13 protein-coding genes are annotated in these 14,295 nt (G+C 37.3%); 3 read left to right on the top strand and 10 right to left on the bottom strand.

From position 1 onward, the window contains the following. Position 1 precedes the first annotated feature (1 nt). Together FLUTA_RS19260 and FLUTA_RS19265 are read left to right on the top strand one after the other, a co-directional pair. Positions 2-1,132, top strand: a complete 1,131-nt coding sequence (locus tag FLUTA_RS19260; protein ID WP_013688581.1) for an efflux RND transporter periplasmic adaptor subunit — start codon at positions 2-4, stop codon at positions 1,130-1,132. Beyond that, on the top strand, positions 1,122-3,539 hold the full coding sequence (locus tag FLUTA_RS19265; RefSeq protein ID WP_043023956.1) for a hypothetical protein: 2,418 nt from the start codon (positions 1,122-1,124) through the stop codon (positions 3,537-3,539). Before FLUTA_RS19260 ends, FLUTA_RS19265 begins: the two co-directional genes overlap by 11 nt. Positions 3,540-3,622: 83 nt before the next feature. Here FLUTA_RS19265 and FLUTA_RS19270 read toward each other — a convergent pair whose 3' ends face one another. From FLUTA_RS19270 to FLUTA_RS19290, 5 genes are read right to left on the bottom strand one after another with little or no spacing between them, the layout of a single operon-like run. After that, positions 3,623-4,039, bottom strand: coding sequence for an SRPBCC family protein (locus tag FLUTA_RS19270; protein WP_013688583.1), 417 nt, complete (start codon positions 4,037-4,039; stop codon positions 3,623-3,625). Positions 4,040-4,094: 55 nt separating this feature from the next. Beyond that, on the bottom strand, positions 4,095-4,472 hold the full coding sequence (locus FLUTA_RS19275) for a DoxX family protein (RefSeq protein WP_013688584.1): 378 nt from the start codon (positions 4,470-4,472) through the stop codon (positions 4,095-4,097). Continuing rightward, positions 4,462-4,983: an SRPBCC family protein gene (locus tag FLUTA_RS19280; RefSeq protein WP_013688585.1), complete on the bottom strand. Its 522-nt coding sequence runs from the start codon at positions 4,981-4,983 to the stop codon at positions 4,462-4,464. The genes FLUTA_RS19275 and FLUTA_RS19280 overlap by 11 nt, the downstream gene beginning before the upstream one ends. Before the next feature lie 23 nt (positions 4,984-5,006). After that, positions 5,007-5,972 carry an SRPBCC domain-containing protein gene (locus FLUTA_RS21905; protein WP_013688586.1) on the bottom strand — a complete coding sequence of 322 codons (966 nt, stop codon included), beginning with the start codon at positions 5,970-5,972 and terminating at the stop codon, positions 5,007-5,009. Continuing rightward, entirely contained in the window at positions 5,969-6,289 is a 321-nt protein-coding gene (locus FLUTA_RS19290; protein WP_013688587.1) for an ArsR/SmtB family transcription factor, read from the bottom strand. The genes FLUTA_RS21905 and FLUTA_RS19290 overlap by 4 nt, the downstream gene beginning before the upstream one ends. Before the next feature lie 179 nt (positions 6,290-6,468). Here FLUTA_RS19290 and FLUTA_RS19295 point away from each other — a divergent pair, with 179 nt between their 5' ends. Then, positions 6,469-7,152, top strand: a complete 684-nt coding sequence (locus FLUTA_RS19295; RefSeq protein WP_013688588.1) for an FEKKY domain-containing protein — start codon at positions 6,469-6,471, stop codon at positions 7,150-7,152. Between the two features lie 68 nt (positions 7,153-7,220). Here the strand turns inward: FLUTA_RS19295 and FLUTA_RS19300 are convergent, their stop codons facing one another. The 5 genes from FLUTA_RS19300 to FLUTA_RS19320 all read right to left on the bottom strand — a co-directional run bounded on the left by FLUTA_RS19300 (position 7,221) and on the right by FLUTA_RS19320 (position 14,217). Beyond that, entirely contained in the window at positions 7,221-7,937 is a 717-nt protein-coding gene (locus tag FLUTA_RS19300; RefSeq protein WP_013688589.1) for a hypothetical protein, read from the bottom strand. 173 nt (positions 7,938-8,110) lie between these two features. Beyond that, a complete protein-coding gene (locus FLUTA_RS19305; RefSeq protein WP_013688590.1) occupies positions 8,111-9,577 on the bottom strand; it encodes an efflux transporter outer membrane subunit in 1,467 nt (488 codons plus the stop codon). Continuing rightward, the gene (locus FLUTA_RS19310; RefSeq protein ID WP_013688591.1) at positions 9,574-12,693 is read right to left on the bottom strand and encodes an efflux RND transporter permease subunit; all 3,120 of its coding nucleotides are present in this window, start codon (positions 12,691-12,693) and stop codon (positions 9,574-9,576) included. The genes FLUTA_RS19305 and FLUTA_RS19310 overlap by 4 nt, the downstream gene beginning before the upstream one ends. Before the next feature lie 20 nt (positions 12,694-12,713). Beyond that, on the bottom strand, positions 12,714-13,838 hold the full coding sequence (locus FLUTA_RS19315) for an efflux RND transporter periplasmic adaptor subunit (protein WP_013688592.1): 1,125 nt from the start codon (positions 13,836-13,838) through the stop codon (positions 12,714-12,716). Positions 13,839-13,887: 49 nt separating this feature from the next. Beyond that, positions 13,888-14,217, bottom strand: coding sequence for a hypothetical protein (locus FLUTA_RS19320; protein ID WP_013688593.1), 330 nt, complete (start codon positions 14,215-14,217; stop codon positions 13,888-13,890). Between the last annotated feature and the right edge of the window lie 78 nt (positions 14,218-14,295).

Below are 14,295 nucleotides of genomic sequence, written 5' to 3' on the forward strand. Positions count from 1 at the left end.
CATGAAAATACTTGTTCATCTTATAGTAATCGGATTTCTACTCCAAGCTTGCAGCAATGCCGAAACTGGAAATAAATCCATGAAGGAAACACCTTCAAACAACCAAAGTAACCTCATTCAGTTAGATTCAAAGCAAATTAAAAATGGGGAACTTGTAATTGGAGAACTAATAACACGCAATATGCACCTTTCCCTTCAAGTAACTGGAGTGATCGACGTACATCCAAACAATAGCATTTCGGTAAGTGCACCTTTGGGTGGTTATCTGAAGAAAACGGATCTAATCCCTGGAAGGAAAGTGAAAAAAGGAAGTGTTTTAGCCATTTTAGAAGATCAACAATACATTCAGATCCAACAAGATTATTTGACCGCCAAAAACAAATTGCAATTATTAGAATCCGATTACAAGCGCCAAAAAGGATTGAACGAAACAAAAGTTGCGAGCGACAAAACCTTGCAACAGGTTCAAAGTGAATATGCAAATCAGCGAATTTTGGTGCGTTCTTTAGCAGAACAATTGCGCTTAATTGGATTAGTTCCTGAAAAACTGACTGAAAACAACCTTTCCAGAAGTATTGCAATTCACTCACCTATTTCAGGATATGTTTCCAAGGTCAATATCAATATTGGGAAATATGTGACTCCTTCAGAAGTACTTTTCGAATTAATTAATCCTGAAGATGTCTGTGTAAACCTAACCGTTTTTGAAAATGATAGTTATCGGATTGGAATCGGGCAAAACGTAAAGCTAAAATCAAACAGCAATCTGGAAAAGGAATATTCAGCAACAATCGAATTGATTTCCCCCAATATTGATGCAAATCGAAGCATTCAAGTTCATGCCAAAATGAATCAAAAAACGACTGATTTGCAACCCGGAACTTTTGTAAATGCGGAAATTGAACTAAATGATACTCCAGTGCTTTGCATTCCTTCTGATGCACTTGTGAAATGGGAAAATAAAGAGTATCTTTTTGTGGAAGAACAAATTGGTGTTTATAGAATGATCCCTGTTGAAACGGGAATTTCCAATGAAGGATTTACCGAAATCAAGTCCAAACTTCATCACCCAAAAATTGTACTAAAAAACGCCTATACCCTTCTGATGAAATTAAAAAATAATGAAGACTAATTTATTGAATAAAAACAACATGAAAAAAACACTTTTAGCGATCAGTTTAGGTTTTTACCTAAGTCCTTTATTCGGACAAAATTGGACTGGAGCAATCAATTCAGATTGGAACAATACTGCCAATTGGTCAACAACTCCCTCCAATGGAGATGATATCACCATTGATCCGGTCAATTATAGCGGAGTGATGGCACAGCCAATCATTCATGTAAACTCTACTTTTACCCCAGCTGAAATGTTAGTGCAAAACGGAGCACAATTAACGATATCGGCCACATTGAACACCACAGATCGAGTAGAAATATTGGGAGCAGGAACCATAGTAACTCTTACCAATAGTGGCACTTTCTCGTTAATTGGAGGAGGAAATAATGCTCGTTTAATATTTGCTGAAGATGCTCATCTAGAGATGAATGGAGGAATTTTATCCAGTGGTCAACGCTTACTTTTTGAATTAGGTGGTACTGGAACCATAAATAGCGGTACTGTAACCGTAGGGGAAACGATTGCATTAGTGGATGGAAGCGCATTGGGATCGAGTAAACTCACTCAAAATGGTGGAACAATTACGACCAATGCAGAATTTGGTTTTGAAAATGAAGCAGGGATATTTTATCCAACTTTTGAGCAAAATGGAGGGGTAATCCAAATCAATGGATCCCTTTTATGGCTTGGTGCAGCTCCTGGAGCAGGGAAAGGGTATTTCCGTTCAACAGGCGGTTCGGTTTTCGTAACAGGAACCATTGGAAATGACCCTACTAGTACTATGGGAATGTATTTGGAATTGGATGGAGTTTCGGTAAATTTAGAAAATTCAGGAGCAGCTGTTAATTTACTTTTAGGAGATTCGATTGTTTTAAAAAATCAATCAACGTGGAAAGATCTAAATTCTGTCTTATGGCAAAACAATGGAGTTGTTCAGGGTCAAGACAGTTCGTTTTTTCAATCTGGCAATACAAGTATTAATGGATCAGGAAGTTATCAATTAGCAAACGTAAATGTACCTCTTGGAAAAATATTCAATCACATTTCTCCAGTATCTCTCAGAATAAATGGAAATATTTCTATCTCTGGAATATTTAATAGTAATGGAAACACCGTGGTTTTAAACGGAATAAAAAATCAAGTTGTAAATCACACATTAAACAATTTGATTCTTGGCGGATTAATTGTTGAAAATAAAGCAAATGGTCCAGCAGATGGTGGATTTGGAGTTTCATTAAATACCAATTTGAGCTTGTCTTCTTTATTAGAATTGAACGATGGAATTATTGTTTCAGGATCAAATGTATTGATAGAACTGGCTGATAACTTAGCTCTTTCGGGTCAATCAGACTCCACGTTTATTGCTGGATATGTAGAAAAAACAGGAAATGATTCGTTTGAATTTCCATTAGGATTTATTCCTGACAAATATCGTCCGCTAAGTATTTCGGCACCTAGTTCGATCTCTTCTCAGATTAAAGTTGGTTACATTTCTAGCGCTTATCCAACTCTGAATCCATTGGAGAACCCCTTACAAAGTATCAGCGTATTTGAATATTGGGATTTCACGAACTCCATTAATTCAGATTTATTAAGTGCAAGTATTGGTTGGAACAATGCTTCTCAAAGCGGGCTCACAAATTGTACTGATATTTCTTTAAGTGTTTGGGACGGAACTAAATGGGCATTTACACCTTCAAATACCAGCGGATTGTGTAATGGCTCCAATGAAGGAACACTTTTCAGTACAACAACCCTCCCTGCTAATGGTCCAATTACCATTGGATTTACAAGTAATGTTACACAGCAAACTATTCATTTATGTGCCGGAGATTCGGTAACAGTTGGGACAAATACCTATTCCGTTTCAGGAACTTACTTTGATGTTTTAGAGGATATAAATGGAGATGATAGCACAGTTGTAAGCGTTATTTCAGTTTCAAATCCAATCATAGCTGCAATCACCGATAATGTTACTTCTATCACTGTAAATGCTCCAACAGCAACCAGTATAAACTGGATTAATTGTACAGACGGAACAGCTGCTATTGGAAGCGGAAACAATGCACTTACCTTTACTCCCTCTACAAATGGAATTTATGCGGTTATTGCTGCTAACAACAGCTGCGTTGACACCAGTTCCTGCATTGTTATTGATCAGTTAGGTCTATCCGAATTGAGTAAAAATGAAATCCGAATTTTTCCAAATCCTGTTGCAAATGGTGCATCTATAAAGCTGGTATCCAACTCAACAAATTTCGTAATTCAAAGCTTAGACGGTAAAATTATTCAACCAATAACTATTGTCCTACTTGATGGAAAATGTGAGGTTGAATTACCCATTTTAGAGAGTGGAATATACCTTTTAACTGAATATTATGGAATGAAAAATCCAAAAACAAGCCGTTTTAGAGTTAATTGATTACTTATTAGTTGCAAAGAAAGCTTGATTCTCTTGAATCAAGCTTTCTGATTTATTATTATTGACTATTTGTTTCGTTTCGACTAATTAGTCTCTACATACTTCTTGAAATTATCCAAAATTGCTTGCCAACCTCCTTGTTGCATTTCAACTGGATTTTGGGTTTCAGCTTCGAAGGTTTCAATCACTTTGGTTTCAGATCCTTCTTGAATGAACGTAATTTCCGTTTTTCGTCCGTCATCCATTGTATAACTGATTTTCTCATGAGGAATTACTTCATCATACGTTCCTCCAAAATCAAAACCAAAACTTCCATCTTTTGCTTCCATACGAGAAGTGAACTTTCCTCCTGCTCTCAAATCATTTTCAGATCTAGGCGTATGCCAATCTGGTGAAGCACTATTCCATTGAGTAATGTGTTCAGGCGCATTCCAATACTCCCAAACTTTTTCCAACGGAGCATTGACATTGTTTTCTACTGTTATTTTTATCTTTTCCATTTCTTTGAGGTGTTAAAAAATCTATTTTGAACCTTTTGAATATTACTTGAACTTTCTATTTAAACATAGCAGCATACTTTGCTCGATTATCTATCATTATCCAAGCTAAAACAGCAAATAAAATCAAAGCTATTGGCAAACCAGATGGTGCATTAAAAATATGAGTTAAGAGAATTCCAATCATAATTGGAAAAATCATAATTGCTCCGAGTGCTCTATATTTAGGTATAATCACCAAAACACCACCAATTATCTCAACAACAGCGATTAAAGGCATCAACCAAACAATTGCTCCAAATGCCTCTACAACTTTCATCATATTCTCTGGCATATCTTTGGGCATGGGCATGTATTGAAAAAATTTATTCAATCCTGCATTCATAAACATCAATCCAAAAAGCAGACTGAAAACAAATAGAATCTTATTTTTCATAATCACTTATTTTTTTCAATGATACTAAAAGTTCGTCTAATCCTTCCATCGCAACTGTTAAACCTTTTTTGAATCCCATCTGGATAGTTGTCTCCAACTGAGCCAAATCATCGTAATGAATGAGAAATGAAACTCCCGTTAATTCGCCTTTATCTTCAAAAGAAACTTCCCATTTGGATTGTGGAAGTTCTTTATTCACCTGGGCTTCGACATCTGCAAACACATCTAGACCTGAAAATGATTTTTGAGGATGAATCTTAATGTAATTTACAAGCGCCCAATGTTCTTCACCTTCTGGACCAACCATCGCATAGTGCCAGGTTCCCCCTTCTCGAAAATCCATCGTTTTGGTTTTCGCTTTCCACGGTTTTGGTGCCCACCATTGATCCAAAATTTCAGATTTGGTATAGGCATCCCAAACTAAAGGTAGTTCGGCTGCGAATTCTCTCGTTACTGTGATTTTCCGATTGTCTTTATCCACAGAAAAATCAAATGCTAAATGGTGTTTCATAATCTTATTTTTTATCAATTTGGTTAATCATTCTTGTAATTAATCATCCAATTCATTCCATATTTATCGGTAAAGGATCCGTAATACGCTCCGAAGAACATGTCTTCTAAGGGCATAGTAACATTTCCTCCAGCAGAAAGTTCATTAAAAATGCGCTTCGCCTCTTCCCTTGTTTCTGGTTCAATAGAAATGTGCATGTTATTTCCTGACGTAAGGGTAAATCCCATTTCCTTAGGCGCATCTGTTCCCATTAAGACATGATTTCCAGTGATCGGTAATTCGATATGCAAAATCATCTTTTTAATAGCTTCCGCTACTGGTGGATGATTGTCATTTGCAGGAATATCCCCAAATCGTTGAATTCCCTTTCCTGAAAATTCTGTTTTGAAAACCGATTTGTAAAACAAAAAGGCCTCTTCCGTGTTACCCGGAAAATTCAAATAGTTACACACTCTAGGTAAACGATCTATTTTCAATTCATTTCGGAGTTTGATTTTTGCTTCGATGTACTGATCTAGGTTTTCCAAAGCCATTGATAGTCCTTCTTTAAAACCAAGTGAAATGACTTTTTCAAGGTCTGCCAATGATTGGTATTGAATGGTTATTTCTACCGTGGTGTTTTCACCTTTCGCAGAGAATGTGTTATTCCACAATGAACGTGGAAATTCCATATTGAGAACTCCATCTTCATCACAAAAACCATCCAACCCAGAATATGACTTTTGGTCTTCGATTCTTCTGTAATCCAATCGGCACCAATGCACATCATTCTCTGCAGAAATCATGCAGTAATGCCAAGCTCCTCCCTCTTTGAAATCCATGGATTTTGTTTTGGTTTGATACGGTTTTGGTGCCCACCAAAGATCTAATAATTCAGGTTTCGTCCAAGCGCTCCAAACCAAGGAAACATTTGCAGCAAAATCACGGATGATTTGAATCGTGTTATTTTCCTTGTTTACGGAAAAATCAAAAAGCAGATTTGAATTCATGGATTGTTTTTTTTTAGGGTTGCTAATACATCGTCTAATTGGTTAAAGCGGCTTTCCCAAATCTTTCGAAATTGTTCCAGCCATTTGTCAATTTCTTTCATCTTATCTCCATTGAGTTCGTAGTAAATTTCTCTTCCAGACTGATTTTGTTTGACTAACTCACATTCTGTCAGAATCCGTAAATGCTTTGAAACAGCCTGACGCGTACTGTCAAAATGTTCCGCCAAAGCATTCGGTGTCATTGCCTGAACAGCAACCAGTAGAATAATTGCTCTTCTGGTAGGGTCTGCAATTGCTTGAAAAGCATCTCTTCTCATGAATTAAAATTTAAATATGAAACCAATTGATTGCAAATATATGCGCAACTTTTCGGTTTCGCAAATTTTCAATTGATTTTTTTAAAATATTAGAATTTTCGAGATACGCTATGATTCTATTCATTGAACGAAACAACCTATAAGGTGTATTCTCGTTAGGTTAAACAAAGGAACTTTAAATGAATCGCAACTATCTTCTACTCCTCTTCTCTATTTCTTTATTGAAATCGAATGCCCAGCAAGATCATGTAGAATTTCCTGAAACAGATTCAATCAGTTCGATTATTTCAAATCCATTCAAGTTAGACAGCATCTATCATCCTCCTTGTATTCTTCCATTAGAACCTGAAGCTAAAACTCATTTATTTTTAAAAAATCTGACTACAATCAACTTTGATTCAGGTTGCAATGCTAATGGAGCCAAAAAAGATCTAAAGAACGAAAAAACCATTATTTGGTTTTCGGGTGGATTTGTAGGTTGTGATTTTAATTCAAAAGCAGATCAGGAATTCCAAAATAAATATCACGTACAATTTATATCTCCTGGCTGCTGTAGATTTGGTGATGAAGACCCTGAAGCTTATAATGAAGTTGTTTTTGAATACCTCGATAAAAAATATGGAAAAGGCTGGCGAGATGAGTTGCGAATCGATGCAATAGGATTTAAAGCTCCTAGAAGCAATATCTTCGCACAAAAAACAATAAATGATTTACATTCCCTACAGATTGCAAATCCAACTCGCTCAGAAGCTATGAATCCAATGAATCCAGAAACGGAAAACTCTATCTGGTGGTACATTATGCCAACAAGTGGATTTGCGTTGCTTCTTGCACTTTATTTTATAAAAAGGAAGAAGGATTGATGATTGAATTTACGAAGGTCAATTGCTTTTTTTAAAGATCATTTCTTCATTTATAACCTTGATTATCGTCAACAACCCATTGCTTCATCTACTGCAATGATTTTGATGATTGTTTTCCCGTTCATTTTACCCTTTAACCGAATAAATACGCTACTTATACCAATTCCAATAGGATATTGGCGAAGCTCTGAGCTATTTTTCACCAAATCATACATCTCTTCACCGCAATGCTTTTTCACTTCAGATTTCAACTCATCCACATCCACTTGAGGAAAAATTTCTCCTTCTTTTTGAGTATAATTGAGACAAGAATAGAAACCATTTTTAGTTAATTGAAGAACTTTCCAGTTGGAAGTGAAATGCTTCCAATCTAACAAATCACAATGCGGACCTTCATTTGAAATAGAAACACTTGTTTGATAGGCTTGTTCTATTTTGAAGTCTGTTAGACTATTTGAGATAATCCTCAATTGTCCACCCAAAATTGATTCGTAAACATCTGCAGAAACGAAACAAGTATCAGCTGTTGTTTTTACAAATGACCCGACTTTATCGAATGGAACCAATGGAGATAAATGGATGGTAATTTCATCAAATTGCACCGTAATCGAGCTGTCATTTGGAGAAAGTAAATATTTCTTTATTTTTTCAACAGTTGATCTATCCAAGGTGTCTTTAGTATGCTTTTCAGATGGAGTGGATTCAGTTGTATTAACAACGGACTCATGGCATGAATAAAACCCAAATAAGCACAACAAAATAAAAAGGGAGAAATGTTTATTCATCCTACTTCATTTAATGGTTTTATCATCCTTTTAACGAACTTAAGAAAAAGATTACAACTGAATTCAGAAAATCAATCTAAAAAGCCACAAGTATCCATATTGAAGGTAACTCGCACTTCAAATACATCAAACCTGTGGCTAATCAACCTACATCCTAAAAATCTTTCCGAAACTTACTTCCAACCGCCACCAAGTGCTTTGTAAAGGTGAACGTTGTTTTGATTCTTCAAACGGTAAATTTCCAGTAGTTCAATCTGAGATCTCAAATAATTTTCCTGAGAAGTAATAATCTCTAAATAACCTGCTCTTCCGGATGAAAAAAGTGTTCGAGATGTTTCAACCGATTGTTTCAACAAAGCAACTTGTTCGTTTTTCACCACACTTCTGCTTTCGAAATTATTATCCAGTTTTACGAGTTGATACACCTCTGTGAAAGCTTGCAAAATGGTTTTCTCGTAATTCAAGTAAGCTTCTTGTTGCGATGCCTTACTAGCCATCAAATCGGCTTTCAAAGCCCTTCGATTTAGAAGCGGAGTAACTAATCCACCCACAACATTGTATGCAATCGAAGCAGGCGATTCAAACAAAAATGCTGCACGAAACGCTTGATACCCCAAATTTGCATTGAGAGTCAAGTTCGGATAAAATGCGGCTTTGGCAGCTTTAACATCCGCATTTTGAGCTTTTAATCTGTACGCTGCTGTCAAAATATCGGGTCGATTCCCCAATAAATCAGAAGGGATTCCAGGTAATTCATTTTTGGTAAGCTCTGGCATTACGTTAAATTCCGAACGAAAAACGGGTTGCGGATAACGTCCCAATAGAAAATTAAGCGTGTTTTCTTCTTCGATAATCTCCTGATCTACTTCCATTAAGAGCGTTTTTGCAGCTAAAACCTGCGCAGAAATCAATTCGATTGCCAACTGATTCGACTTTCCGATATCTCTTTGAAAACCAACAACCTGTAATGCGTTTTCTTGCAACAAGATATTTTCAGCGATAATTGCTCGTTTGCGGTCTAAAAGCATCAAATTGTAATAATGTATGGCAATCTCTGAAATCAGATTAGTAATTACCAAATTTCTCCCTTGCTCTTCCGCTAAAAAACGACTAAACGCAGCTTTTTTCTTAGCTTTTAACTTTCCCCAAATATCAATTTCCCAAGTGGAATAAACACCAACATAGAAATCGGGAATTGGATTCGGTAATTGCTGTTTGTTGTTCAAATTCGTAGAAAATTTGGTATCGTAATTCCCAACGCCATCAATGGTGTAATCACCAAATCGCCGAACTCCCGCTCCCAAATTCACTCCTAAATCCGGCAATCGGATTCCTTTGGTATATTGAACACCCGCTCTCGCCTGCTGCACTTTTTGAAAGGCAATTTGCATATCTAGGTTGTTCACCAACGCCGAATCGATTAATTGAACCAAGATCGGGTCTTTAAAAAAGGTTTGCCATTTCTCGGGTGTTTCCGTTATTTTCTTGACGGAATCAATAGCTAATAATGGCGCTTCTGCTTCAAATTTCTGAGGAATTGAGATATCCGTTTTTAAAGCATCTTGATGCACTTTACAACTCGTTAAAAAAACGAGTACCGCCAAATGTATCCACGGATTTATTTTTTTATGTTGTTTCATTTGTTTGGTTTTGATTTGGAAGACATGGAAGCGAAAATGACATACAGTCCTGGAATGATAATGACTCCGAAAATGGTTCCGAAAAGCATTCCACCAGCGGCGGCAGAACCAATCGTACTATTTCCTATTTCACCCGCTCCGGAAGCCATCATCAATGGAATCATTCCTGCGGTAAAGGCAAAAGAAGTCATCAAAATTGGTCGTAGTCGGGCAACTGCACCATCAATCGCTGCTTGAACAACGGTTCTTCCTTCGGAACGTTTCAGAATGGCAAATTCGATAATCAGGATGGCATTTTTCCCCAATAAACCAATCAACATGACCATAGCAACTTGTGCATAGATATTATTGTCCAATCCCAATATCTTTAAGAAGAATAACGACCCGAAAATTCCAATCGGCAGGAATAATAAAACAGGCAACGGAAGCAAGAAACTTTCGTATTGCGCCGCCAGTAAGAGATACACGAAGAGCAAACAAATTCCGAAGATGTAAAATACCTGGCTACCTGAAAGAACTTCTTCTCGGGTCATTCCTGACCATTCGTAATCGAATCCACGAGGTAAATGTTTGGCTGCGGTTTCTTCAATCGCTTGAATAGCTTCTCCACTACTAAAACCATCAGCAGCTTCTCCATTGAGCATTGCTGATACATACATGTTGTATCGCGTTAATTGTTCTGGGCCGTAAACACGTTCGATTCGCGTAAAAGAACTGTAAGGAACCATCTCTCCTGCCGCATTTTTGATTCGAAGTCGAAGTACATCTTCTGGTTGAGCCCGATATTTTGGATCAGCTTGTACCATCACTTTATACATTTGTCCATAGCGGATGAAATTGGTCGCATAATAACTTCCAATAAGAGCCTGTAAGTTGAATAAAGCATCATCCGCTGAAATTTGTTTACGCGCAGCAATATCTGGATCGATATGAATCAGATACTGAGGAAAACTAGGGTCAAAACTTGAAAAAGCATCTTTTATTTCTGGTCGTTTTTTCAATTCGGTGATGAAATGATCGGTGATACGAGCGGTTTCCTGCAAATTTCCCTTTCCAGTTTTATCCAAAACACGTACTTCAAAACCATTCGCATTTCCAAATCCCGGAACTGCCGGCGGTGGGAAAAATTGAACTTCGGCATCTTTTAAATGACTTGTTTTAGACTTTAAATCCGCAATGATATCATTCGCATTCTTCGTTCTATCATTCCACGGCTTGAGGTTGATTGTACCCATTCCGAAGGAAGCCCCTACTCCTTCAGTCATCATACTATATCCAGAAAGACTCGAAATCGATTCCACTTCTGGCAATGTTTGTGCAATTTTGTCGATTTCATCCATTACGGCTTCCGTACGTTCGAGTGTAGAGCCTACCGGAGTTGTCACATTGACATAAACGGTTCCTTGGTCTTCCGTTGGAATAAAACCAGTGGGCAACACCTTCCCAATCCCCCAAGTTCCAAGGATAAATAAACACAGAATCGCAATAGTCAACGTTCTACGATTCACAATTAGCTCCAAGAGTCTTTTGTACCGGTCTGAAATTTTATCATAGCCTTTGTTAAAGCGATCGAAAAAACGTTGAATCCACGATTTTTTGGCATTTACATCAACTGGTTTCAACATAATCGCACAAAGTGCAGGTGTTAAAGTCAAGGCATTAATCCCTGAAATAACAATAGAAATGGCCATAGTTACCGAAAATTGTCGGTAGAAAACACCTACAGGACCTGACAAAAACGCAACTGGAATAAATACCGCGGACATCACCAAAGTAATTGCTAGAATTGCTCCAGTAATTTCCTTCATGGATTCAATGGTTGCCGTTTTAGCATCCAAGTGTTTTTCGTGCATTTTCGCATGGACAGCTTCCACTACTACAATCGCATTGTCTACCACAATACCAATCGAAAGTACCAGTGCAAACAGAGTCAGCAAGTTAATTGAAAAGCCAAAAAGCTGCATAAAAGCAAAGGTCCCAATCAAGGAAACGGGAACCGCAAAAATGGGAATCAAAGTAGATCTCCAATCTTGCAAAAACAAAAACACGACCAATGCAACGAGAATAAATGCCTCAATCAAGGTTTTGATTACTTCACTAATGGATGCATCCAAAAATCGGGAAACATCATAGCTAATGGTGTAGTCCATTCCAGGAGGAAAAGACTTTTGCTTCATTTCTGCCAACCGCTCTTTCACCTGTTGAATCACATTGCTCGCATTGGATCCTGGTCGCTGTTTGAGTACAATTGCTGCAGAAGGACTTCCATTTTCTTTCGAAATCACATCGTATTCTACAGATCCAAATTCTACTTCTGCAATGTCTTTCAGACGGAGCATTTCACCTGTTTCTGTTACTTTAATGACAATATTTCCATACTGTTCTTTTTCCGTCAACTTTCCCGTATAGCGCAAAACGTATTGCATGGATTGAGACTTACGTCCAGAACTTTCTCCAATTTTCCCTGGAGCAGCCTCTAAATTTTGCTTGCGAAGAGCTTCAATGACATCCTGAGCAGAGATTTCGTAGGCATCTAAGCGCTGTGGCTTTAACCAAATTCGCATCGCATACTCCCGATTTCCCATGATATCGGCATAGCCAACCCCATTAATTCGGCGCAATTCAGGAAGCACATTTATGTCTGAGAAGTTATAGATGAACTTTTCGTCCAACGAAACATCGCTGCTTTTCAAGTTAATATACATCAACATACTATTGATTTCTTTCTCAGTAGAAACCCCTGCTTTTATTACTTCTTCTGGCAACTCATCCAATACAGTCGCTACCCTATTTTGAACATTCACTGCTGCCAAATCTGGGTCTGTTCCCACTTCGAAATAAATTTGGATAATACTGGTTCCATCATTTCCAGAAACGGAACTCATATAAGTCATTCCAGGAACACCATTAATCGCTCTTTCAAGTGGCGTGACAACGGCTTTGGAACAAACTTCGGCATTTGCGCCGGTATAACGCGTAGTTACTGAAACCGCAGGAGGAGCAATATCAGGATATTGTGTAACGGGAAGTGACGTCATCGCCAGCAATCCCAACAACACTATGAAAATAGAAATCACCAATGAGAGCACTGGTCTTTCAATCATTTTTTTGATCATCGTATTTTTTTTAGTTGGATTTAATTGACTGTTGACAACTCACGAATAATTCGTTTCAATGGAATTTTTTCAAGCTTCACTTTCATTCCATCACTAACAGACTGAATTCCTTCGTAAATAATGACATCATTTTTATGCAATCCTTTTGAGATAATATAAAAGTGTGGAATTCGTGCTTTGATTTCAACACGACGTGTTTTGACATGACCTTGTCTATCCAATAAATAAACAAACACTTTATCTTGAATTTCAAAGGTGGCCTTTTGAGGAATAATCAATGCTTGTCGGAATTCTTGCTGCATTCTTATTTTACCACTAGCACCATGCTTAAGAATCTTTCCCTTATTGCTAAATCGGGCACGAATAGCTAAGTTTCCAGTCTGAGGGTCAATTTGTCCATTGACCATTTCAATCAACCCATCACTTTTATGCAGTTCTCCATTCGCCATCACCAGTTGCACTTGTCGATCAAGTTCATTTCCTCGGGCAATTTTTGACATGAAATCCAAATACTCTTTTTCAGAGACATTGAAATAGGCGAAAATTTCGTCATTTTGTGACAAATCGGTCAGTAGTGTTCCGTCTTCAATCAAGGAACCTATTTTATGCGGTAATCTAGAAATTGTTCCATTAAACGGAGCCCGAATCTCGGCATAGGAGAGCATTTGAATGCCATGTGCTTCTTCGGCAAGCATTTCCTCGACCTTCGCTTTAGCAATCTGTAATTTGTTTTTCGCAAACTCATACTCAATGTGCGAAATTACATTTTTGTCTAAGAGCATTTTGGTATTCGTCAGTTCCAATTCTGCATTTTTTGCTTCGGCACGTGCCATTTTCAATAAGGCTCTATCTTTTGCCAAAGCTTCGCTATACTCGCGGTTATTGATACTAAAAAGGAGTTGTCCTTGAGTCACGTAAGAACCTTCATCTACATGAACCTTTTCAAGATATCCCGCAGCTTTTGCGCGAATTTCAATGTTTCTAACAGCTGAAATATCAGCCACATATTCAATAAAGGTATTTGTATCGATATGAATGGGGGAAGTTACGGGATACGTTTCTGTAACTTGTTTATTTGCTTTTTGATCTGCGCATGACGCAAGCAGAAGCAGTACTCCAAAAAGGAATACACCGGAATAATTCATCTTGTAAAATATTATGTAATTCTAATTCGTATTTATAAAAAGTTCTAAATCAACTTTTTAACCGTGGAGGTGGAATTAAAATATCGAGATGAATAGGGTTAACATTTTGATTATCAACTAATTTTTGTTTGGTCTTATCAGTTGTAAGAATGGAACAAAAATCAACATGAACTACTTTCAGGACTAAATCATCTAAGAAATCCATTTCAAAATCGGACGATAAATCGCTCTCTGTTTCGTAGCAAACTTCGATTGTATCAGACTCGAATACCTTGTCTAATTGAAAGTTAAGATTCAACATATAAGTAAAAGACAGCAGAATAACAGCCAAACAGGAAACAATCCTAAAACTCAAAAGCGAAGAATTTTTGTTATTCATGAGCCAAAGTTACTCAAAAACCCATCACAGCTCTTCCCAAAAAGTAGTATTTGGGGTTCTATTTCACAAAAAATGCAA

Origin of the sequence: Fluviicola taffensis DSM 16823 (genome assembly GCF_000194605.1) — a bacterium.
Taxonomy (GTDB): domain Bacteria; phylum Bacteroidota; class Bacteroidia; order Flavobacteriales_D; family Crocinitomicaceae; genus Fluviicola; species Fluviicola taffensis.

What these genes read in the sequence shown, in the direction of transcription:
- FLUTA_RS21905 (WP_013688586.1), bottom strand. Translation starts at nt 5,972, where the DNA reads ATGAATTCAAATCTGCTTTTTGATTTTTCCGTAAACAAGGAAAATAAC.
- FLUTA_RS19300 (WP_013688589.1), bottom strand. Translation starts at nt 7,937, where the DNA reads ATGAATAAACATTTCTCCCTTTTTATTTTGTTGTGCTTATTTGGGTTT.
- FLUTA_RS19320 (WP_013688593.1), bottom strand. Translation starts at nt 14,217, where the DNA reads ATGAATAACAAAAATTCTTCGCTTTTGAGTTTTAGGATTGTTTCCTGT.
- FLUTA_RS19310 (WP_013688591.1), bottom strand. Translation starts at nt 12,693, where the DNA reads ATGATCAAAAAAATGATTGAAAGACCAGTGCTCTCATTGGTGATTTCT.
- FLUTA_RS19275 (WP_013688584.1), bottom strand. Translation starts at nt 4,472, where the DNA reads ATGAAAAATAAGATTCTATTTGTTTTCAGTCTGCTTTTTGGATTGATG.
- FLUTA_RS19270 (WP_013688583.1), bottom strand. Translation starts at nt 4,039, where the DNA reads ATGGAAAAGATAAAAATAACAGTAGAAAACAATGTCAATGCTCCGTTG.
- FLUTA_RS19315 (WP_013688592.1), bottom strand. Translation starts at nt 13,838, where the DNA reads ATGAATTATTCCGGTGTATTCCTTTTTGGAGTACTGCTTCTGCTTGCG.
- FLUTA_RS19305 (WP_013688590.1), bottom strand. Translation starts at nt 9,577, where the DNA reads ATGAAACAACATAAAAAAATAAATCCGTGGATACATTTGGCGGTACTC.
- FLUTA_RS19265 (WP_043023956.1), top strand. Translation starts at nt 1,122, where the DNA reads ATGAAGACTAATTTATTGAATAAAAACAACATGAAAAAAACACTTTTA.
- FLUTA_RS19290 (WP_013688587.1), bottom strand. Translation starts at nt 6,289, where the DNA reads ATGAGAAGAGATGCTTTTCAAGCAATTGCAGACCCTACCAGAAGAGCA.
- FLUTA_RS19280 (WP_013688585.1), bottom strand. Translation starts at nt 4,983, where the DNA reads ATGAAACACCATTTAGCATTTGATTTTTCTGTGGATAAAGACAATCGG.
- FLUTA_RS19295 (WP_013688588.1), top strand. Translation starts at nt 6,469, where the DNA reads ATGAATCGCAACTATCTTCTACTCCTCTTCTCTATTTCTTTATTGAAA.
- FLUTA_RS19260 (WP_013688581.1), top strand. Translation starts at nt 2, where the DNA reads ATGAAAATACTTGTTCATCTTATAGTAATCGGATTTCTACTCCAAGCT.